This is a genomic window from Stenotrophomonas sp. YJH_SMC_40 (assembly GCF_059368615.1).
Genome location: NZ_JCAFRX010000010.1, coordinates 85,736 through 106,302 on the forward strand (window position 1 = coordinate 85,736; position 20,567 = coordinate 106,302).

At 67.4% G+C, this 20,567-nt stretch carries 20 protein-coding genes; 9 read left to right on the forward strand and 11 right to left on the reverse strand.

The features are described from left to right. Nucleotides 1–200: 200 nt before the first annotated feature. On the reverse strand, nucleotides 201–1,157 hold the full coding sequence (locus AC5P6X_RS18030; protein WP_049397671.1) for an aldo/keto reductase: 957 nt from the start codon (nucleotides 1,155–1,157) through the stop codon (nucleotides 201–203). A 169-nt stretch (nucleotides 1,158–1,326) separates the two neighbouring features. Here AC5P6X_RS18030 and AC5P6X_RS18035 point away from each other — a divergent pair, with 169 nt between their 5' ends. From AC5P6X_RS18035 to AC5P6X_RS18045, 3 genes are all read left to right on the forward strand, one after another. Beyond that, nucleotides 1,327–2,184 carry a class I SAM-dependent methyltransferase gene (locus tag AC5P6X_RS18035; RefSeq protein WP_059035856.1) on the forward strand — a complete coding sequence of 286 codons (858 nt, stop codon included), beginning with the start codon at nucleotides 1,327–1,329 and terminating at the stop codon, nucleotides 2,182–2,184. Between the two features lie 94 nt (nucleotides 2,185–2,278). Beyond that, a complete protein-coding gene (locus AC5P6X_RS18040; protein WP_231910838.1) occupies nucleotides 2,279–2,545 on the forward strand; it encodes a hypothetical protein in 267 nt (88 codons plus the stop codon). 64 nt (nucleotides 2,546–2,609) lie between these two features. Continuing rightward, on the forward strand, nucleotides 2,610–3,149 hold the full coding sequence (locus AC5P6X_RS18045) for a pseudouridine synthase (RefSeq protein ID WP_024958525.1): 540 nt from the start codon (nucleotides 2,610–2,612) through the stop codon (nucleotides 3,147–3,149). Between the two features lie 89 nt (nucleotides 3,150–3,238). Here AC5P6X_RS18045 and AC5P6X_RS18050 read toward each other — a convergent pair whose 3' ends face one another. Next, nucleotides 3,239–3,613 (reverse strand): hypothetical protein, encoded by a 375-nt coding sequence (locus tag AC5P6X_RS18050; protein WP_005411574.1) that lies wholly within the window; start codon nucleotides 3,611–3,613, stop codon nucleotides 3,239–3,241. A gap of 211 nt (nucleotides 3,614–3,824) precedes the next feature. After that, entirely contained in the window at nucleotides 3,825–6,329 is a 2,505-nt protein-coding gene (gene hrpB / locus AC5P6X_RS18055; protein WP_329757307.1) for an ATP-dependent helicase HrpB, read from the reverse strand. 67 nt (nucleotides 6,330–6,396) lie between these two features. On the opposite strand from hrpB, the gene AC5P6X_RS18060 reads away from it, so the two are divergent. Next, on the forward strand, nucleotides 6,397–7,194 hold the full coding sequence (locus tag AC5P6X_RS18060; RefSeq protein ID WP_329757306.1) for a TatD family hydrolase: 798 nt from the start codon (nucleotides 6,397–6,399) through the stop codon (nucleotides 7,192–7,194). 55 nt (nucleotides 7,195–7,249) lie between these two features. Here the strand turns inward: AC5P6X_RS18060 and AC5P6X_RS18065 are convergent, their stop codons facing one another. The 5 genes from AC5P6X_RS18065 to AC5P6X_RS18085 all read right to left on the reverse strand — a co-directional run bounded on the left by AC5P6X_RS18065 (nucleotide 7,250) and on the right by AC5P6X_RS18085 (nucleotide 12,291). Further along, nucleotides 7,250–8,101 carry an NAD-dependent epimerase/dehydratase family protein gene (locus AC5P6X_RS18065; protein WP_329757314.1) on the reverse strand — a complete coding sequence of 284 codons (852 nt, stop codon included), beginning with the start codon at nucleotides 8,099–8,101 and terminating at the stop codon, nucleotides 7,250–7,252. 29 nt (nucleotides 8,102–8,130) lie between these two features. After that, a complete protein-coding gene (gene panE, locus AC5P6X_RS18070; protein WP_043034471.1) occupies nucleotides 8,131–9,069 on the reverse strand; it encodes a 2-dehydropantoate 2-reductase in 939 nt (312 codons plus the stop codon). A 377-nt stretch (nucleotides 9,070–9,446) separates the two neighbouring features. Then, on the reverse strand, nucleotides 9,447–10,214 hold the full coding sequence (locus AC5P6X_RS18075; protein WP_329757304.1) for a hypothetical protein: 768 nt from the start codon (nucleotides 10,212–10,214) through the stop codon (nucleotides 9,447–9,449). Nucleotides 10,215–10,534: 320 nt separating this feature from the next. Further along, nucleotides 10,535–11,326 (reverse strand): ABC transporter permease, encoded by a 792-nt coding sequence (locus AC5P6X_RS18080; protein ID WP_005411568.1) that lies wholly within the window; start codon nucleotides 11,324–11,326, stop codon nucleotides 10,535–10,537. After that, entirely contained in the window at nucleotides 11,323–12,291 is a 969-nt protein-coding gene (locus tag AC5P6X_RS18085; protein WP_005411567.1) for an ABC transporter ATP-binding protein, read from the reverse strand. Before AC5P6X_RS18085 ends, AC5P6X_RS18080 begins: the two co-directional genes overlap by 4 nt. 84 nt (nucleotides 12,292–12,375) lie before the next feature. Here AC5P6X_RS18085 and AC5P6X_RS18090 point away from each other — a divergent pair, with 84 nt between their 5' ends. Then, nucleotides 12,376–13,125 carry a ferredoxin--NADP reductase gene (locus AC5P6X_RS18090; protein WP_024958208.1) on the forward strand — a complete coding sequence of 250 codons (750 nt, stop codon included), beginning with the start codon at nucleotides 12,376–12,378 and terminating at the stop codon, nucleotides 13,123–13,125. A gap of 113 nt (nucleotides 13,126–13,238) precedes the next feature. On the opposite strand, the gene AC5P6X_RS18095 is transcribed toward AC5P6X_RS18090, so the two are convergent. From AC5P6X_RS18095 to AC5P6X_RS18105, 3 genes are all read right to left on the reverse strand, one after another. Beyond that, nucleotides 13,239–14,396 carry a lytic polysaccharide monooxygenase gene (locus AC5P6X_RS18095; RefSeq protein WP_049451282.1) on the reverse strand — a complete coding sequence of 386 codons (1,158 nt, stop codon included), beginning with the start codon at nucleotides 14,394–14,396 and terminating at the stop codon, nucleotides 13,239–13,241. Between the two features lie 178 nt (nucleotides 14,397–14,574). Continuing rightward, a complete protein-coding gene (locus tag AC5P6X_RS18100; RefSeq protein WP_329756965.1) occupies nucleotides 14,575–15,747 on the reverse strand; it encodes a lytic polysaccharide monooxygenase in 1,173 nt (390 codons plus the stop codon). Between the two features lie 190 nt (nucleotides 15,748–15,937). Next, the gene (locus AC5P6X_RS18105; protein WP_049403666.1) at nucleotides 15,938–16,465 is read right to left on the reverse strand and encodes a DUF1203 domain-containing protein; all 528 of its coding nucleotides are present in this window, start codon (nucleotides 16,463–16,465) and stop codon (nucleotides 15,938–15,940) included. Between AC5P6X_RS18105 and AC5P6X_RS18110 the strand changes: the two genes are divergently transcribed. The 4 genes from AC5P6X_RS18110 to AC5P6X_RS18125 all read left to right on the forward strand — a co-directional run bounded on the left by AC5P6X_RS18110 (nucleotide 16,460) and on the right by AC5P6X_RS18125 (nucleotide 20,560). Further along, nucleotides 16,460–17,041, forward strand: coding sequence for a diguanylate cyclase (locus tag AC5P6X_RS18110; protein WP_262091068.1), 582 nt, complete (start codon nucleotides 16,460–16,462; stop codon nucleotides 17,039–17,041). The genes AC5P6X_RS18105 and AC5P6X_RS18110 overlap by 6 nt on opposite strands. Nucleotides 17,042–17,109: 68 nt before the next feature. Further along, nucleotides 17,110–18,636 carry an alpha/beta hydrolase gene (locus AC5P6X_RS18115; RefSeq protein WP_049451280.1) on the forward strand — a complete coding sequence of 509 codons (1,527 nt, stop codon included), beginning with the start codon at nucleotides 17,110–17,112 and terminating at the stop codon, nucleotides 18,634–18,636. Beyond that, nucleotides 18,633–19,379 carry an ABC transporter ATP-binding protein gene (locus AC5P6X_RS18120; RefSeq protein ID WP_005411560.1) on the forward strand — a complete coding sequence of 249 codons (747 nt, stop codon included), beginning with the start codon at nucleotides 18,633–18,635 and terminating at the stop codon, nucleotides 19,377–19,379. Before AC5P6X_RS18115 ends, AC5P6X_RS18120 begins: the two co-directional genes overlap by 4 nt. Continuing rightward, a complete protein-coding gene (locus AC5P6X_RS18125) occupies nucleotides 19,376–20,560 on the forward strand; it encodes an ABC transporter permease (RefSeq protein WP_012481564.1) in 1,185 nt (394 codons plus the stop codon). The genes AC5P6X_RS18120 and AC5P6X_RS18125 overlap by 4 nt, the downstream gene beginning before the upstream one ends. The last annotated feature ends 7 nt before the right edge of the window (nucleotides 20,561–20,567 follow it).

Genomic DNA, 20,567 nt, shown 5'->3' on the forward strand with positions numbered 1-20,567 from the left:
ACGCGCGCGCCGGCCCGTCCATGCGCAGGCATGGCAGCAGTTTGGCGATGGCGACGGAATGCGCGTTCAAGGGAAGTTTCCAGTGGTTGTTGAAACGAGGTGCGCACGATAAACCACGATTTAGTCGTGCGCAACCATTTTGTTCAATTATTTTCTTGGGTATGTGTGCAATGCCGGCCAGCGGCCGGCACTACCGGCCCTCACGCTTCGGCGCTGGCGGCATCCAGCTGCGCGACATCGTGCACGCTCAGCGACACGTTGGCCGCCGCCAGCAGATCGTGCAGCTGCTCGACGCTGGTGGCGCTGACGATCGGCGCGGTGATCGACGGCCGTGCGATCTGCCATGCCAGCGCGATCTGCGCGGCACTGGCGTTGTGCTTGCTGGCCACGTCATCCAGTGCCTGCAGGATGCGCAGGCCACGCGGATTCAGATAGCGCTTCACCACGTTCTCGCCACGCGCCGGGCTCTTGGCCGCATCGGCCGGCGTGCGGTACTTGCCGCTGAGGAAGCCACTGGCCAGCGCGTAGTAGCCGATCACGCCGATCTGTTCGCGCTGCACCAGCGGTTCCAGTTCCTTTTCGTAGCCGGCGCGGTCATACAGGTTGTACTCCGGCTGCAGGGTTTCGTAACGCGGCAGCTTGTAGTCGGTGGACACCTTCAGCGCATCGGCCAGGCGCGTGGCGCTGTAGTTGGAAGCACCGATCGCACGCACCTTGCCAGCTTCGATCAACCGGCCGAATGCAGCCAGGGTCGCTTCCAGCGGCGTCGACTCGTCATCCTCGTGGGCCTGGTACAGATCGATCACGTCGGTCTGCAGGCGGCGCAGCGAATCCTCGACCGCCGCATTGATGTTGTCCGGGGTCAGGCCGGGGCGTTCGGCCCACTTGGCCACCTTGGTCGCCAGCACCACCTTGTCGCGCTTGCCGCTGCGGGCAAACCACTTGCCGATCAGCGTCTCCGATTCGCCGCCGGCATTGCCCGGCACCCAGGCCGAATAAACATCGGCGGTGTCGACCAGATTGAAGCCGGCGTCGACGAAGGCATCGAGCAGGGCGAAGCTGGCCTTCTCATCGGCGCTCCAGCCGAACACATTGCCACCGAAGGCGAGCGGACGTACATGCAGGCCGGAACGGCCCAGTTCGCGGGTTGCCGTCATGGGCACGGACTCCTTGGGGGAAGTGCTCCAGAATAAAACGCGTAGTGTGACCGTGCTGCGGCGGCGACCACAAAACAGTGTTCCGCGATACGCACGCAGCTAACGTTTTGTGAACACCTGGGACGCCGCGGCTGCTAGTCTCGCCGCATCTTCCGCTGGAGTCGCTCCGATGATGCCTGCTTCGTCCCTGCGTGGTTGCCGCCTGCTGCTTGCTTCGGCCCTGTTTGCCGCTGTTCCCGCGTTCGCCGCACCGGCCACGGTGGCGCCGGCGAAGATCCAAGTGTCGCCGGCCATCGACGCGGCGGTGAAGGCACCCACCCGTGATGCCAACAACGTCAAGCGCGACGGCTTCCGCCACCCGGCGCAGACGCTGTCGTTCTTCAAAGTGACGCCGGAAAAGACCGTCATCGAGATCACCCCCGGCAACGGCTGGTACTCGGAGATCCTGGCGCCGCTGCTGCACGACAAGGGCCACTACGTTGCTGCGGTGGTCGATCCGATGGCGGTGCCCGAAGGCCGCGGCCGTGACTACCAGCAGCGCAGCCGCGACAGCCTGGAAAAGAAGTACGCCGGTGCGCCGGCACAGTTCGGCAAGACTGCCGTGGTCGCCTACGATCCGGCCAAGCCGGTGTTCGGCCCGGCCGGTTCAGCCGATGTGGTGCTGACCTTCCGCAACGTGCACAACTGGCGCAAGGCCGGCCAGGCGCAGGGCATGTTCCAGGGCTTCTTCAACGTGCTCAAGCCGGGCGGCGTGCTGGGCGTGGTCGAACATCGCGCCAAGGCCGACGTGGCCGACGAGGATGACACCGGCTATGTCGGCCAGCAGCAGGTGATCGCGATGGCCGAGGCCGCCGGCTTCAGGTTGGACGCGCGCAGCGAGGTCAACGCCAACCCGCGCGACACCAAGGACCACCCGAACGGCGTGTGGACGCTGCCGCCGACCAACCAGCACGACAAGGCCGATGATGCGAAGTACCAGGCGATCGGCGAAAGCGACCGCATGACCCTGCGCTTCATCAAGCCGTAAAGGGGGCGCCGGGCTGCGCCTGGTGAGCGCGCAGCGCGGTGTCGGGCGGAATGGGTAGCGGCCGGGCAATGCCCGGCGCTGCCACCAATGGAGTGTGCTGTTGAAGAAAGTGCTGTACTTCGCCTTCGCATTGATGGCGCTGCCGCGGTTGTATAACTTCGTGTTCCATGCGGGTCACGTGCATGATCTCGTGGCGGCGGCAGGTTTTGCGGTGCTGCTCGTGGGCTGCCTGTGGGACGAACGTGCGCGCAGGGCCTGCCCACCGGTAGCGCGGCTACGGTATCGCGCCAACGCTGCCGCAACGTGCGGCGCCGTGGTGGTGCTCGTTGCGCTGTTGATGGAAAGGAAGGTCTTCGGCTGAGTGGTGATCGCGGCGGCGATGCGGGAATGGGACAATGCCCCACCCGCCGACTGCCGTGCCCGCAATGCTGATCGCCTTCAACAAGCCCTTCAACGTGCTCTGCCAGTTCACCGACCGCAGCGTACCGCCGCGGCCGACCCTGGCCGGGTTCGGCCTGCCGCCGCGCGTGTATGCCGCCGGTCGCCTGGACCATGACAGCGAAGGCCTGCTGCTGTTGACGGATAACGGTACGCTGGCGCACAAGCTCACCGACCCCAGGCACAAGGCCGACAAGACCTACTGGGTGCAGGTGGAAGGCACGCCCAGCGAAGAGCAGCTGCAACAGCTGCGCGACGGCGTGGTGCTCAACGACGGGCCGACCCTGCCGGCGAAGATCGAGCGCCTCGATCCGGCGCCGTCGCTGTGGACGCGCGATCCGCCGGTGCGTTTCCGCAAGACCGTGCCTGACAGCTGGCTGGCGATCACGATCCGCGAGGGGCGCAACCGCCAAGTGCGGCGGATGACCGCGGCGGTGAACCTGCCGACGCTGCGGCTGGTGCGGGTGGCGATGGGGCCCTACCGGCTGGACGACCTGCAGCCGGGGCAGTGGCGGCAGATCGGTTGAAACAGAAAGGCCGGATACCTCGCGGCATCCGGCCCTGGCTCGGGGTCAGATCCCTTCCGCAGGAAGGGCTCTGACCCGGTCGGTCACACTCAGGCGTCGCTGCCGATATCGCTGTGCTCGTCCACCACGGTGTCGTTGCGGCGGTCGCGTGCGTTGATGCGCTGCGCCTGCCCATTCACCACGTGGCCATTGGCAGCCTTCTTCTTCTGCTGCTTGCGGTACAGCGCATAGCCGAGCAGGCCGACGCCGACGGCAGCCGCGGCAATGGTCACGGCCGGGTTGCGGCGGGCGAACTTGGTGGCGACCTTGCCGCCGGTCTTTACTGCGCCGAGGGCGGCGCCGGTCTTGATCCAGTCCGCGTTGCGCAGGCTGCCACCGGCGCTCTTCAGGCCATCGCCGGCGGTGTGGGCCAGCTCCAGGGCGCGCTCCAGAGCGCGGTCGGTGATTACAGTCAGCTTGCTCATGCGGGGGTCCTTTGCCTCGGGTCGAAGTCCAGTGTCGCGTGTTGCCCGTAAACGGTATGTCAGTCGGGGACGCAGGCGGTGTGACTTTAGCGTAGCCATTCAGGATCAGGCAGGGTGGGTCGGATACCTTTCCGTTGGGAAACGGCTCTGACCCCAGCGCCACGCCTGGGTTCAGAGCCCATCGCGATGCAATGGGATCCGACCCCGCCCGTCAGGTTCCGCGCGGCTTGGCCCGGTGCGTGGCCGTCGCCGTCCACGGATCATCCGGCCATGGGTGGCGCGGGTAACGGCCCTTCATCTCCTTTTTCACTTCGGCGTAGGTGCTTTCCCAGAAGTTGCGCAGGTCCTGGGTGACCTGCAGCGGGCGGCCACCGGGGGAGAGCAGGTGCAGGGTCAGCGGCACGCGGCCATCGGCGATGCGCGGCGTGTCGGCCAGGCCGAACAGTTCCTGCAGCTTCACCGCCAGCACCGGCGGCAGCGGATCGCCGCTCTCGCTGTCCAGCGCATAGGTGATCGGCCGCTCCAGTCCGGACGGCACGGTAATGCGGGTCGGCGCATGACGCTCGACCAGCTGCCGTTGTGACCACTCCAGTGGCGATTTCAGCGCTTCTCCAAAGCTGGATTCGTCCAGCGCATCCAGTCGCGTCTTGCCGGCGAACGCGGGCTGCAGCCACTGCGCACGGTTGGCCAGCAGGGCGTTGTCGCTGCAGTCGGGCAGGCCGAGCTCGGGCATCCAGCGGCGCAGCGATTCCACCCGTGCCTGCCACTGGCGCAGGCCTTCGGTCCACGGCAGCGCCTGCAGGCCGAGCTCGGCCACCGCATCGGTCAGCGCCTGCGCGGCGTGCTGCGGATCGACCCGGCCGGCCGAGCGGCTGTCCAACACGATCCGGTCGAAACGGGTCTCGCGCAGGGCCACCAGGGCGCGGCGCTCGCTGTCCCAGCGCACCACGTCTTCGGTGACGAAGCGCTCTGGCCACGCCCTGCGCAGCTGGCCTTCGTCCACCGGTGCGGCACGCAGCAGCAGCGCATCGCGTGCCTCAAAGCGAAGCTCGCTGGCCACCAGCCACGGTTCGCCACGCAGGTCGCTCAGCTCGTGCAGGCGCGCGCTGCGCCCATTGGCCAGCAGGTAACGCAGTGGATCGCTGGGATGCTGGAAGCCGATCCGATCAGGGAAGGCGTGAGCGAGCAGGTCGCCCAGCTCATGGGCCTCGATGCTGGCCGGCGGCGTGGCTTCGCAGCGCAGGCGGCGACGCCACTGCTTGGCGGCGGCATCGATGGCGGCCAGCCCGCTGCGGTTGGCATCGCCCGGTGTGCGGCCATTGCGGAACGCGGCCAGTGCGCGCCAGCGGCTCGCCAGCGCGTCACCGCCCTGGCGCAGCGGATCGCGCGCTTCCAGCAGCGCGGCCAGATCGGCGGCCAGTGCCTGCGAACGTGCATCGGGCGCGGCCAGCAGCATCGCCGCCATCCGTGGGTGCGTACCCAGCGCCAGTATGCGGCGGCCGAGTGCGGTGATCGCACCACTGCTGGACAATGCGCCCAACCGCTGCAGCAGTTCGCGGGCGGCGCCCATCGGGCCGGCAGGTGGCGGATCGAGGAAGCGCAGGTCGCTGCTGCCCCAAGCGGCCAGTTCCAGTCCCAGTCCGGCCAGTTCCACCTGGTCGATCTCGGCGCGGCGCTGCGGCTCCAATCGCTGCGACTGCGGCCACAGCCGCCAGGCCACGCCTTCGGCCACGCGACCGGCGCGACCGGCGCGCTGGTCGGCCGACGCCTGGGCGATGGACACCACGTCCAGCCGGGTGAAGCCGCTGTTGGGGTCGTAGCGCGGTTCGCGTGCCTGGCCGCTGTCGATCACCACGCGCACGCCGGGCAGGGTCACCGACGACTCGGCCACGTTGGTGGCCAGCACCACGCGGCGGCGGCCATCACTGGCGGCCTGCAGCACGCGCGCCTGCTGTTCCACCGGCAGCTCACCATGCAGGGCCAGTACTTCGACGCCGGCATCCAGCGATTCCTGCAGGCCAGCCTGCACCCGCGCGATCTCGCGCTGGCCGGGCAGGAACACCAGCAGGTCACCGGGGTGATCGGCCAGGGCCTGCTGCACCGCGCGGCGCACCTGCAGCTCCAGCGTCTCATCGCGGCGCGCCGGGAAATGGCTGACCGTCACCGGGTAGCTGCGGCCCTCGCTGCTCAGCCGCGGCGCATCGAGGAAGCGTGCCAGGCGCTCGCCATCCAGCGTGGCCGACATCACCACCAGGCGCAGGTCATCGCGCAGCTGCGCCTGCACGTCCAGCGCCAGCGCCAGGCCGAGGTCACCGCTGAGATGGCGCTCGTGGAATTCGTCGAACAGGATCGCACCGACTTCTTCCAGCATCGGGTCGTCCTGCAGCATGCGGGTCAGGATGCCTTCGGTGACGACTTCAATGCGGGTGCGTGCCGAGACCTTGTTCTCGAAGCGGATGCGGTAGCCGACCGTGCCGCCGACCTCTTCGCCCAGCTGCCGTGCCATGAACAGCGCGGCGCTGCGTGCGGCGACCCGGCGCGGCTCCAGCAGGATGATTTTCCGGCCTTGCAGCCATGGCGCTTCGAGCAGGGCCAGTGGTACCTGGGTGGTCTTGCCGGCGCCGGGCGGGGCTTCCAGCACCAGCCGTGGCTGCACGGCCAGGTGCTGCTGGATCTGCGGCAGCAGCGGGGAAATCGGGAAGAGCGGGGCATTCATGGGCAAAGGATAAGGGGCCATGGCGGCCGCAGGTACAATGCGCAGGCACTTTTCCCCCGCGATGACCATGCACCTGATCGATATCGGCGCCAACCTGACCCACGACTCCTTCGACCGCGACCGCGATGCCGTGCTGGACCGCGCACGGCAGGCCGGCGTGGTGCAGATGGTCATCACCGGTGCCAGCCGCGAGCACTCGCCGCTGGCCGTGCAGCTGGCGCAGCAGCACCCGGGCTTCCTGTATGCCACCGCCGGCGTGCACCCGCATCATGCGGTGGAGTACACCGAGGAATGTGATGCCGAGATGCGCGCGCTGCATGGCCACCCGGAAGTGGTGGCGGTGGGTGAGTGTGGGCTGGACTACTTCCGTGACTTCTCGCCGCGCCCGGCGCAGCACCGTGCCTTCGAGCGCCAGTTGCAGCTGGCCGCGGACAATGGCAAGCCGCTGTTCCTGCACCAGCGCGACGCGCATGCCGATTTCATGGCACAGATGAAGAACTTCGAAGGTCGCATCGGCCCGGCGGTGGTGCATTGCTTCACCGGCGAACGCGACGAGCTGTTCGACTACCTGGACCAGGACTGGTACATCGGCATCACCGGCTGGCTGTGTGATGAGCGCCGGGGCGCGCACCTGCGCGAACTGGTGAAGAACATCCCGGCCAACCGCCTGATGATCGAGACCGACGCACCGTACCTGCTGCCACGCACGCTGAAGCCGATGCCGAAGGACCGCCGCAACGAACCGATGTTCCTCTCGCATATCGTGGAAGAACTGGCACGTGACCGTGGCGAGGACGTGGCCGTGACTGCGGCCAATGCCACTGCCGCCACGCGTGCGTTCTTCCGCCTGCCCGACGCGGGTTGATGGGAGTGCCGGCCGCTGGCCGGCAATCAACCGTGGTGCCGGCCAGCGGCCGGCACTACCGGAGCAGGTCGCGCAGGCCCTCACGGTAGCTGGGGAAGCGCGGCTGCCACGCCAGCGCTTCACGCGTGCCACGACTGTCGATGCGCTTGTTGCTCTCGTAGAAGCGCCGTAGCGTCGGGCTGAGTGCAGGGTCGTCCCATGCCACGGCAGGCGGCATCGCAAACCCGCCCAGCTTCGCGGCGAAGGCCAGCACATCCTGCGGTGGGGCCGGCTCGTCATCGCTGGGCAGGTATATCCCCTGCGCAACCGGTCGCTGCATCGCCGCGACGATCACTGCCGCAAGATCCTCTACGTGCAGGCGGTTGAACGCCAGGCCCGGCCGAATCACATGGCGGGCACGGCCCTGTGACAGCTGCAGCAACGCATTGCGCCCCGGCCCGTACAGGCCGGGCAGGCGGAACACCGCCGAAGCGATGCCACGTTCCTCTGCAAGCGCACGCCATTGCGCTTCGGCACGCAGGCGCTGCACGCCGGCTGCTTCGGTGGCATCGGCTGCGCTGTGCTCGTCAACCCAGCCGCCGGCCCGATCGGCATACACCGACGTGGACGACAGATAGCCCACCCAGCGCAGTGCCGGGCTGGCCCGCAGAGCCGGCAGCAGCAGGCGCAGTGCCGGGTCGCCCGCGGCATCTGGCGGCACGCTGCACAGCACGGCCTCGGCCTGCGCGACCTCATCGAGCAGGGCGGGCGACGGTGGGGAGTCAGCGTGCAGCTGATGCCGCAGCAGGCCATCGTCCGGCGCCGACGAGGGGTTACGCACCGTGCCGACGACGTGCACGCCCGGCGCCTGCAGATGCGGGGCCAGCACGCATCCGCTCCAGCCCATACCGAGGATCAGCACCCGCATAGGCAGCGCGCCGGCCTGCAACGGGAGGCTCACGCGCCGCGCAGTGCTTGGTAGGCCTGCAGGCTGCTGTAGGCGACCTGCAGCAACAGGGCTTCCTGATCGGCCTTGCGTGCACGCGCCAGCATGTCGCCGACGATCTGCTCGGCCTCGACCTGCTGGCCAGCCTCCAGGTCCCGCAACATCGATGCCTTCAATGCAGAGCCGGCCTGGGTGAGGGTGCCGCGCGCGGTGTCCTGCGCGGCATCGGGAATCGGCTCACCGGCAGCTTCGGCCACGGCCAGGCATTCGTCGTACAGGCCGCGCACGATCGCCTCGCCATCATCGGTGGCGACGATGGTGCCGATATCCGCACGCAGCAGGCAGGTCGCGGCGGCCAGCGCGGTCAGGAAGGTGTACTTGATCCACTGTTCCTGGCCGATGTGTTCGCTGGCCAGGTGATCAAGATGGGCCTGCGCGCAGGCGGCGGCGAAGGCACGTACGCGTGCGGACGCCGCGCCGCCATCGCGTTCGCCGAAGGTGAGCTTGGCCGGCTTGCCCAGATGCAGCACGGCGCCATCAGGTGCCTTGGTGGCGCTGATGAAGCACAGGCCGCCCAGCACCGCCTCGCGGCCGAAGCGCAGGTCCAGCGCGTTGTAGTGGTGCAGGCCGTTGAGGATCGGCAGCACGGTGGTGTTCGCGCCCACGGCTGGAGCAATGGCGTCGATCGAGCTGTCGAGGTCGTAGGCCTTGCAGCTGAGGATGACCAGATCGAACGGCTTCTGCGCGGCCAATGCGGGCAGCGCATCGGCGGTGACGTGCTGCACCGGGAAGCTGGCATCGCCGAGCGGGCTGCGGATGACCAGGCCATCGCGGTCCAGCTGTGCGGCGCGCGCGGGGCGCACGAGGAAGGTCACGTCCACGCCGGCCTGGGCCAGGCGACCACCGAAGTAACCGCCGGTACCGCCGGCGCCGAGGATCAGGATGCGCATTGCACGTTCACCGCTTTCTGGAGAATCAGATCTGCGATTGTGCCGGAGATTGCGGCCAACGGCGGAGCCCCTCGTGGTGGTTCGCGCAGTTGGTTTCATGAGCTGGGTCGTGTGCGATGGGTTCGCGGGGGACGCCGTGAACCCCGCTCCGCGGTCCGGCCCAGCCGCTGGCGGCTGTGCGTTCGGGCGCTTGCGAAGCAATGCTTCGCAAGCAAAGCGCCCTCACCCCTGGGGGCTTAGCCGCGCCATCCATGGCGCGGATACCCCCGCGAGCCCATCGCACACGACCCCTGACAGTTTCCGGGTGCGGCCACCACGGAAAACAGATCAGGAGCGGAGGCGGGTCGCTCGCTGCGCTCGCTCGTGTAGAGCGGTGCTCAGGGCAGTTGTTCGCTGAAGTCTTCGGTGTAGCCCAACAGCAGTGTGGTGCGGGTGGCCAGGGTTGCAGCCAGTTTTGACCACGTGTCATGCGTTCCGGCCGCGTAGACGCGCTGCAGGTCCGCGACCAACGCATTTGCCTGTGCAGGCGACGGCGCGCTGTCGCGCTGGAAGCCGAGCCAGGATGCGCCGAGTCCGAACAAGCGGTAGCCATGGTGCTCCTGCAGGTGCCGGATCAGGGCGTGATTCTGGAAGATGTCCCAGCCCGCGCTGAAGTATCCGTTGGGCAGGGCGGCAATCAGCAGGTCATCGCGGTCCACCGGCACCTGCTGCACGCAGACCACCTCGTCGACGATGAGGTCCGGCGTTGCATTGGCGGCGACCAGCGCCTCGACGTCCTCGTTGCTGCACATCAGCGTGCCCGCCAGCGCGCTCCATTCCAGCCGATGAGAGGAATGCTCGAGCTGCGCGACCACATGCGCCAGCAACCGCTCGCGTGCCGCCAATGCATCTTCGGGGGTTTCCGGATCTTCGTCCTCGTACAGCGCGATGCGCGCGTCGTCGGACGCATGCATGCTGGTGTAGCGGCATTGGCCGACATCATCGAGCGTGCACAGGTAGCGATACCGGGGATCAGCCGCGTGCCGCGAGGCCAGGTATTCCAGCACCTCATCCAGCGTGGGTGAATCGCCCAGCAACGCATGGCTGAAGGCATCGATGGAGCCGTCCACAACGGCCTTGTCCAATGGAATGGAAGTGATCTTCATCGCCACAGCCTAGCCGCAATTCCGAACGAAAAGATCCGGGCGTCGGCCTTACCGTGAACGCTCCATCCACGCATGGCGTGGATTCATCGTGTCGACCAAGGTCGACACCCACCAACAGCAGCGGCAATCTGTCGAAGGCGGGGTGGGTCCGGTTGCGGGGGTGTCCGCGGCATGGATGCCGCGGCCAAGCCCCCCAGGATGGGTTTACGGCGTCCCCCGCAACCGGACCCACCCCCCGCCATCCCCCGGCTAGTCAGCTTTTGCCGTTGCCGTTGAAGTTGATTCGGCAGGTGCAGGGCCGCAGACCCTGCAGGCAAAACTCAGCTGCGCATGCCCACGCCGCGACGCAGCAGCCACAGCGCCAACGCCGTCAGCACCACCACGAAACCGATCATCAGGCCGTAGGCCACCGGCAGCGGTACATCGCTGCTGCCCAGCAGGCCATAGCGGAACGCGTTGACCATGTAGAAGATCGGGTTGGCGTGCGTGGCCGCTTCGGCCCAGCCCGGCAGCAGCTTCACCGAATAGAACACGCCACCCAGGTAGGTCAGCGGGGTCAGGATGAAGGTCGGCACGATCGCCACGTCATCGAACTTCTTCGCATACACCGCGTTGATGAAGCCGGCCAGCGAGAAGATCGTCGCGCCCAGGATCACCGTGGTCAGCATCACCAGCGGGTGCGGGATGCGCACCGGGGTGAAGAACATCGCGATGATCAGCACGATCACGCCCACCATCAGGCCGCGCAGCACGGCGCCGGCCACGTAGCCCCACAGGATCACCCAGTTCGGCATCGGGCTGACCAGCAGTTCTTCCACGTGGCGGCCGAACTTGGCGCCAAAGAACGAGGAACTGATGTTGCCGTAGCTGTTCTGGATCACGCTCATCATCACCAGGCCCGGCACGATGAACTGCATGTAGGTGTAGCCGCCCATGTCACCCACGCGCGACCCGATCAGGTTGCCGAAGATCAGGAAGTACAGGGTCATGGTGATCGCCGGCGGTACCAGGGTCTGGCCCCAGATGCGCATGATGCGGGCGACTTCGCGGCGCACGATGGTCATCAGCGCGATGCGGTTGCGCTGGCCGTCGGTCAGCTCGGTGGTGCTCATGCAGGCTTCTCCAGGTTGCCGGTGAGGCGCACGAACAGCTCCTCCAGGCGGTTGCTCTTGGTACGCATCGAACGCACGCGGATACCGGCCTCGTTGAGCGTGGCGAACACGCGGTTGAGGTCCATTGCGCGCGGCATGTCGATGTCCAGCGTGTGCGGGTCCGGCGCGGTCAGCGTCGCACCTTCGATCACCGGCAGCTGTGCCGGCAGGTCCCCGTCGATGTCCAGCAGGAAGCCTTCCACGTCCAGCTTGGCCAGCAGGGTGCGCATCGGCCCCTGCTCGACGATCTGGCCATGGTTGATGATCGCCAGGTGGCGGCACAGGTACTCGGCTTCTTCCAGGTAGTGCGTGGTAAGGATGATCGTGGTGCCTGCGGCATTGATCTCCTTCAGCACGCGCCACATGTCGCGGCGGATCTCGATGTCCACGCCGGCGGTCGGCTCGTCCAGGATCAGCAGGCGCGGGCGGGTCATCATCGCGCGGGCGATCATCAGCCGGCGCTTCATGCCGCCGGAAAGCGTGCGGCTCATTACCTGTGCCTTTTCCCACAGGTGCGCGCGCTTCAGTTCCTCTTCGGCGCGCTGCTCGGCTTCCTCGCGCGGTACGCCATAGAAGCCGGCGTAGTTCACCAGGATGTCGAAGGGCTTCTCGAACAGGTTGAAGTTGATTTCCTGAGGCACCAGCCCGATCAGGCGCATGGTGGCGCTGCGGTTGCGCACCAGGTCGCTGCCGAACACTTCCACCTGGCCCTCGCTGAGGTTGACCAGGGAGCTGATGATGCCGATCAGGGTCGACTTGCCGGCGCCATTGGGGCCGAGCAGGGCGAAGAAGTCGCCCGGGGCCACTTCCAGGGAAACCCCCTTCAGGGCCTGGGTGCCGTTGTCGTAGGTCTTGCGCAGGTCGCGCACGCGCAGGGCGGGCGCCGTATCGTTCTGGGATGCCAAGCTCGAAGCCTTCGCGCCCATGGGCTGGCGCTGGAGAGGGGCGGGGAGGGGCTATTATAGAAGACCCCGAGGGCTTGCCCCGGCTACACACTGTCCCGAAAAGTCGTGCCTGTTCAATTCCCCCTCAAGCTGGTCGGCTGCCGCATGCTGGCCCCGACCGTCGGCCACTACCAGTTCGTGCGTGACGATGGGCAGCCGCTGGATTTCCAGCCCGGCCAGTTCATCCAGGTCCATTTCAGCTACGCCGACGGCACCGAAACCAAGCGCAGCTACTCGCTGGCGACCATCCACGACCACGCGCTGGGCCCAGGCGAGGCGGTGGATATCGCCGTCAGTTTCGTGCCGGGTGGCGCCGCCACGGCCCTGTTCGAGGCACTGGAGCAGGGCGGCCAGATCAGTGCGTCCGGCCCCTATGGCCGGTTCTGCCTGAATCCCGGTGACCACAACGCCCGTTACCTGCTGATCGCCACCGGTACCGGCGTTACCCCGTACCGCTCGATGCTGCCGCTGCTGGAAAAGGCCATGGCCGAACGCGGTGTGCAGATCGTGCTGTTGCAGGGCGCGCGCAGCCCGGGCGAACTGCTGTACAGCGAAGATTTTTACAGCTTCGCCGAAAAGCACCCGAACTTCCGTTATGTTCCGTGCCTGTCGCGTGAACTCCCGGCTGATCCGCACCCGGACGTACAGCACGGCTACGTGCAGCAGGCGCTGGCCGGCTTCACGCCGGACCCGGCCACCGACATCGCTTACCTGTGCGGCAACCCGGACATGGTCGATGCCTGTGCCGAGCTGCTGAAGGCCGCCGGCCTGGGCAACCCGCAGATCCGCCGCGAGAAGTACGTCAGCAGCAAGTAAGTCAGGGTAGTGCCGGCCGCTGGCCGGCAGCCCCACGAACCCTGGTAGTGCCGGCCGCTGGCCTGCAACTCCAAGAACCGGAGGCGGCGCCACGCCGCCCCCGGTGCCCTGCCTCAGTACGCGACCCAGGCATCGCGCCAGGCGAAACCGGTGCCCGGGCGATAGGCATCGGCGTTGATGTTGCACCACGCACCTTCCGGGAACGGTCGGCAGGCGTAGAGCTTGCCGTCGGTGCCCTTGACCACGGTTTCGCCCGGCGTGTAGCTGCCGATACCGGCCGGATACACGAAGTCATAGTCGCCCGGCGGCGGATCGACCGGATCCGGCAGCTGCGTGTCGAGCTGGAAGCGATGGCCCGGCTTCAGGTAGACGCGGTTCTCGGTGGCCGAGGCGATGGGTGTGATGATTCCGTTCTGCAGTATGCCCACCCGGGCATGCTGGGCAGAAGCGTTGATCTTGCGGGCCAGCGCCAGCGGCCACTGGTTCGCAGCGGTCTGACCTGCGGCCAGGGTGATCTCCGGACGCTCCAGATCATTGCCCTGGGCGTTGAACACGCGCAGCGTCAGGGTGGTGCCTTCTTCCAACGCACCGCGGGCGGTGACCGGGCCGGCGTCCTGCCACTGCGGCGGCGGTTCAACGCCGCCACCGCCTTCGAAGCGCACGTCCGCGCAGGTATAGAACGCTTCACCGGAATCCGAGCGCTGCCAGGTGTTGTAGATGATGTGCTGGCCGCTGCGCTTGGGCAGCGGGCAATCCAGCTTGTAGACGTCGCCGGAGACCGGCACGTTGCCCAGCGTGCAGAATTCCTGCAGGTCGGCCCAGCGCAGCGGGCTGCCCGGCTGCCAGCCGTCGCGGGTGACGTAGAACTTCCACTCGCGGGTAGCATGCGGCGCCGGTGCCTTGAACTCGAAGGTGTAGCGCCCGCGCGAATCGGCGCGGATCGGCGAGGTCGGCCAGTCACTGCGGTTCAGATCGAGGCCGCGGTACTTGCTGTTGCCGCCGCTGCACAACTCGCCATCTGGAACCACCGCTTGATGGTTGCCGTTGGCGTTGGCCTGGTTGACACCGGCCCAGTCGTAGAACGGCTGGGCGCCGCCGATGGCCTTGGCGGCGGCGCAGGCCGGGTTGGTCGGATTCTCCGGATTGCCCTCGTGGCACTGCTTCACGCGGCTGAGCGGCTTGGACAGGGTGCCGTGGCCGAAGGCGTTGCCGGACAGTGCCAGGCCGACAACGGCGGACAGTGCGAGGACGGCCCGATGGGACAGGTGCATGCAGGAACTCCTTTGCGAAGTGTTGGAAACCTCGCGGAGTCTTCCCATGTAGCCGCCATATGCCCATCAGACAAGTTTGAAAGGCTGCTGCGTTCCTCTGTTTCTGCAACGCGCGCCCCACTGCGCGGCAGGGGAGCCAGGAGGCGGTGTGATGTGCACCGCCTCCCACATCACTGCGTCAGTACGCGATCCACGCATCGCGCCAGGCCGCGCCCACGCCCGGCCGGTAGGCCTCGGCATTGACGTTGCACCATGCACCCTCCGGGAACGGGCGGCAGGCATACAGCTTGCCGTCGCTGCTCTTCACCACGGTCTGGCCCGGCACATAGCTGCCGATGCCCGCCGGGTACACGTGGTCGAAATCACCACCCGGCGATGGCGTACCCGGGTCCGGCACCTGGGTATCGAGCTGGAAGCGGTTGCCGTCCTTCAGGTACACGCGATTGTCGGTGGCCGACGCCGACGGCGTGATCACGCCATTGGCAAGCACGCCCACGCGCGCATGCCGGGCACTGGCATTGACCTTGCGGGCCAGCGCCAAGGGCCATTGCGCGGCCGAGGTCTGGCCGCTGGCCAGCGTCGCTTCCACACGTTCGACATCGTTGCCGCTGGCATTGAACACGCGCAGTGCCAGCGTCGTACCGACCGGCAATTCACCGCGGGCGGTGACCGGGCCGGCATCCTGCCATTGCGGTGCCGGCGTCGTACCACCGCCGCCGCCTTCAAAGCGTACGTCCATGCAGGTGTAGAACGCTTCGGTCGAATCCGAGCGCTGCCAGGTGTTGTAGATCACATGCTGGCCGGTGCGCTGCGGCAGCGTGCACTGCAGCTTGTAGGTGCCATCGGCAGAGAGCGGTGTATTGCCCAGCGTGCAGAACTCCTGCAGGTCGGCCCAACGCAACGGGCTGCCCGGTTGCCAGCCGTCGCGGGTGACGAAGAAGCGCCAGTCGCGCGTGGCGTGCGGCGCGGTTGCCTTGAACACGAAGGTGAACTTGCCATTGGCATCGGCGTGGATCGGCGTGGTCTGCCAGTCACTGCGGTTCACGTCCAGGCCGCGGAAGGTGGCATTGTTGCCGCTGCACAGCTTGCCGTCGGGCACCACCGCCTGATGGTTGCCGTTGGCGTTGGCCTGGTTGATGCCGTTCCAGTCGTAGAACGCCTGCGATCCGCCCACCGCTTTCGCGGCGGCGCAGGCCGGGTTGGTCGGGTTCTCCGGATTGCCCTGGAAACAGGCATAGACGCGGCTGACCGGCGTGGTCATGGTGCCGTGGGCAAAAGCATCGCCGGCCAGCAACAGGCCAGCGGCGGCCAATGAAGTAGCCAGCAGCAGCGGTGTGGATTGGAATGACATGGCGCTTCCTTGTGGTCGTCGAAAGAGAGCGGTGACCGCAGAGTTGCGCTGCGCGGCGGACTTTCGGCGGCACCATGGCGAGTATCGAGTTGCGGTGCCGGGTGCGGAACCATGGAAATGCTGATCCGTGACTGTGGGTGTGAAGCCCTTCCCGCGGGCTTCACGTGGGCCTGAACGGATGCGCTGGCGATCACGTGTCCGGCGTGGCAACGATCACGTCGTGGAGATCCGGCCATGTCGGTGTCATGCCGACGCGATCCGCCTGGCACGAGAAGCAGCCGTGGGCCGCGTTGTGCAGCTGCACGAAGGCCACGGCAGGGTCGGCAAACAGCGCGTCCAGCCGAGCGCCGACATCCGTGCCTGCGCTGATCTCGGCGGCCAGCATCAATGCAGCCTGGTCATAGGCGCGCAACGAGATCATCCGGCGCTGCACATACGGGGGCACCTCGCCTGGCGGCAGCACGCAACGGGTCACGCCACGCTGTACGAAGATCGGGCCCGAGGCGTGATACGGCGAGTGCAGGGGCAGGTGCACATGGGACAACAGCAGCAGCTCGCTGCCACCGGGCGGATCGCTCAGGCTGATCCGGCAGGGGTGTCCTCCTGATTCGCCGGCCCAGCGACGCCGGATGCCCAGCGCAGCCAGCGCGGTGTCGCTCTTTTCGAACAGGTGCAGGAACGGGCGGTGGTCGATGCCACCGAGGTACCACGCATGCATGGGCGTCTCCTTGGTTTTCCGCGGATTCTGCGCAGGCACCGGCCGCCGTGCTCGCCGTTTTCAGACCCCGCATCTCATCGGGCCCGGCAGCGCCACGGGGATCGCAGCACAAGGCGCCAAGATGCGCGCGCCGCCCCTGGATTTCCCCACCCTCACCGCGCTTGGCTTCCTGCTCTGCATCGCTGGGGCCATCTGGCCGGAGACGAGGTACTGCGCCACTTCGCTGCATTGATGCAGCACGGTTTGCAGGGCCATGACACGCTGCTGGGCCGCTACGGTGGCGAGGAGTTCGTGCTGGTGCTGGCCAGCAGCACGCAGGCGGAAGCGATGGCGCGGGCTGCGGCGATCCGTACCGCTCTGCAGCAGAAGCCGGCGCGGCTGGCCACCGGGCCGGTGACGTTCACTGCCAGCATCGGCCTGGCGATGGACGACGGTCAGGGCGAGCTGTCCACGCTGCTGGCAGCGGCAGACGCGGCGCTGTACCGGGCCAAGGCCGCCGGCCGCGATCGCCTGGCCTGCGCCACGCCGGCGGAGATTTCGCGTCTGCCCATCGCCGACGACGCCGTGCCCGTGTAAGTTGAGTCACATCTTCCGCGGCAGCCCGTCGTGGTTGCCAGGAACGTCCTCCAGGGGAAACGAGCACGATGCAAAGACACCACCTCGCGTTGGCCGCAGTGTTGGCCAGCCTGATGCTTGCCGGTTGCAGCCAGTCACCGTCACCCGGCGCCGAAGGCGCCAGCGATGCACCCAGCCGCCGTTTCGGCACGATCGACTTCCAGCCCTGCACGCTGTCCACGGTAGGTGCCAGTGCCAACGTGGAAGCGCAGTGCGCCACCCTGCAGGTGCCGGAGGACCGGGCCCAGCCCGCTGGCCGGCGCATCGGCCTGCGCATCGCCTGGCTGGAATCGGGCAGCAGCGGCTCCAACCAGCCCGACCCGGTGTTCTTCCTGGCCGGTGGCCCCGGCCAGGCCGCCAGCGAAGTGGCCGTCATCGTCGATACCGCGCTGCGCCAGGTGCGCAAGCAGCGGGACATCTTCCTGGTCGACCAGCGCGGCACCGGCGGCTCCAACCCGCTCAGCTGCCTCGGCGCGGACGGAAAGGAACTGCCGATGGACGAGGACGCGGCGCCCTCCGAGGCCTTGCTGCGCGACTATGCCCAGCGATGCGCGGCTTCCCTGCAGGGACGTGCGGACGCACGTTTCTACACCACCACCGAAGCCATTGCCGACCTGGACGCGGTCCGCCAGGCCTTGGGCGTGGACCGGGTCAATCTGATCGGTGCGTCCTACGGCACCCGCGTGGCCCAGCGCTATGTGGGTACCTATCCACAGCACACCCGCAGCATCGTCATCGATGGCGTGGTGCCGAATGAGCTGGTGGTGGGCGGCGATTTCGCCAGGACGTTCGAAGACGCGATCGCCCTGCAGTCGGCGCAGTGCCGCAAGGACGCTGCCTGCAGCAGGCGCTTCCCGACCGATACCCGTGCGCAGCTGCGCAGCGTGGTCGAGACCCTGCGCCGTGCACCGGTTCCGGTCGAGTATCGCGATCCCGGCACCTACGACACCCGGAAGGATGTGCTGACACCGGACAGCGTGGTGGGCCTGGCTTTTGCGTTTTCCTACGTACCCCAGTACGCCTCATTGCTGCCGCTGGTTCTTGATGAAGCCGCGCACGGCCGCTACGCGCCGCTCGCCTCGCTGGCGCGCGGTGCGAACCGCAGCATGGATTTCCAGATCAACCGTGGCATGCACTGGTCGGTGATCTGCAGCGAAGACGCGCCGCGCTACCAGGCGCCGGCCGAGGATCCCGGGCGCCTGTTCGGCAACGACGTGGCAAGTTCCTTCTTTGCCGCCTGCCCGGCATGGCCGCACCGACCGGCACCGGCAGCCAATGCCGTGCCGCTGCGCAGTGACGTACCGGCGCTGCTGTTGTCTGGTGAACTGGACCCGGTGACCCCGCCGCGCTATGCCGAGCAGGTCCTCAAGGGCCTGCCCAATGGACGCGCGCTGGTCGCCCGTGGCCAGGGCCACGGCACGCTGACTGCCGGCTGCATGCCGCGCCTGCTCGGCCAGTTCATCGACACGACCGATGCCAAGGCGCTGGATGCCGGCTGCCTGGACACGCTGAGCTACGTGCCGGCGTTCACCTCGTTCAACGGATGGGAACCATGATCGTCGCCGACAACCTGCACAAGGCCTTCGACACCCGCACCGGCCGTATCCAGGCAGTGTCCAACGTCGGCTTCCGCGCCGAGGATGGCCGCATCACCGGCCTGCTGGGGCCCAATGGTGCTGGCAAGACCACCACCATGCGCATGCTGTACACGCTGATGACCCCCGACCAGGGCAGCATCAGCGTCGATGGTGTCGATGCTGCGCGCAATCCGGTGGAAGTGCGTCGCCATCTCGGCGTGCTGCCCGACGCGCGTGGCGTCTACAAGCGCCTGACCGCGCGTGAGAACATCGCCTACTTCGGCGAACTGCATGGCCTGTCGGCCGAGCGCATCCGCGAGCGCATCGAGGTGCTGTCGCACGCGCTGGACATGGGGGACATCCTCGACCGCCAGACCGATGGCTTCTCGCAGGGCCAGCGCACCAAGACCGCGATCGCCCGCGCACTGGTGCACGACCCGCGCAACGTCATTCTCGATGAACCGACCAACGGCCTGGACGTGATGACCACCCGCGCACTGCGCCGCTTCCTGCTGGGCCTGCGCGAAGAAGGCCGCTGCGTGATCCTGTCCAGCCACATCATGCAGGAGGTGGCTGCGCTGTGCGATCACATCGTGATCATCGCCAAGGGCACGGTGATGGCCGCCGGCAGCGCCGATGAACTGCGCGCGCAGTCCGGCGAATCCAACCTGGAGGATGCGTTCGTGAAACTGATCGGCAGCGAAGAGGGCCTGCACGCATGAGCATGATGTCGACCCTGATGACGGTGATGCGCAAGGAGCTGCGTGACCTGTCGCGCGACCGCCGTACGCTGGCGCTGACCCTGCTGTTCGGGCCGCTGCTGTACCCGCTGCTGATCCTGGGCATGGGCAAGCTGTCCGAAAGCCGCGTGCGCACGCAGATCGAGCAGCCGCTGCAGATTCCCACCATCGGCGCCGAACATGCGCCGAACCTGGTGCGCTTCCTGGCTGCCCAGGGCCTGAATACCGCTGCTGCGCCGAAGGACCTGGCCGAGGCCATCCGTTCGCAGGACATCGACGTGGCGCTGCGCATCAGCCCGGACTTCGGCAGGGACTGGGCCGATGGCAAGCCGGCGCTGGTGGAGGTGATCAGTGACAGCACACGACGTGCCGCCGAGGTGCCCACTGCGCGCCTGCAGGCGGCGTTGGCCACGTACAACGGCCAGGTAGGGGCGCTGCGGCTGATGGCGCGGGGCATCGACGCCCAGGTCGCACGGCCGCTGGACGTGGCCAGCCAGGACATGGCCAGTGCCGAAGCCAAGCGTGGCCTGATGCTGTCGGCGTTGTTGCCGATCCTGCTGACCCTCACCTCGTTCCTCGGTGGTGCCTATCTGGTAATGGACACCACCGCCGGCGAGCGTGAGCGGCAGTCGCTGGAGCCGCTGCTGGCCACGCCGGGGTCGCGCAGTGCCATTGTCAGCGGCAAGATCGCCGCCGCCTGCATGGTCGGCTTTGCGTCGCTGCTGTTGACCCTGGCCGCGTTCAAGGTGAGCGCGCAGATCGCCCCCGGCAACATCGGCCGCCAGCTCAACATGAACATCATGGCGATGGTGCAGATGCTGCTGGTGATGCTGCCGATGCTGCTGATCGGCACCTCGCTGCTGACCTTCCTGGCCGCAGCGGCCAAGAGCATGAAGGAAGCGCAGAGCCACATGACCTGGTTGATGCTTCTGCCGATGCTGCCGGGCTATGCGCTGATCGCCTACCCGGTGAAAAGCCAGCTGTGGCAGTACGCCGTGCCGTTCCTGTCGCAGAACCAGATGCTGCTGAAGGTGATCCGCCACGAGACCATCACACCCGCGGTCTGGGCCATCTACCTCGGCGCCAGCCTCGGCCTGGCCGCCGTGCTGTGGTTCGCCGCCGTGCGCCGTTATCACAACGAGCGCCTGGCCATCTCCGGCTGACCGCAGA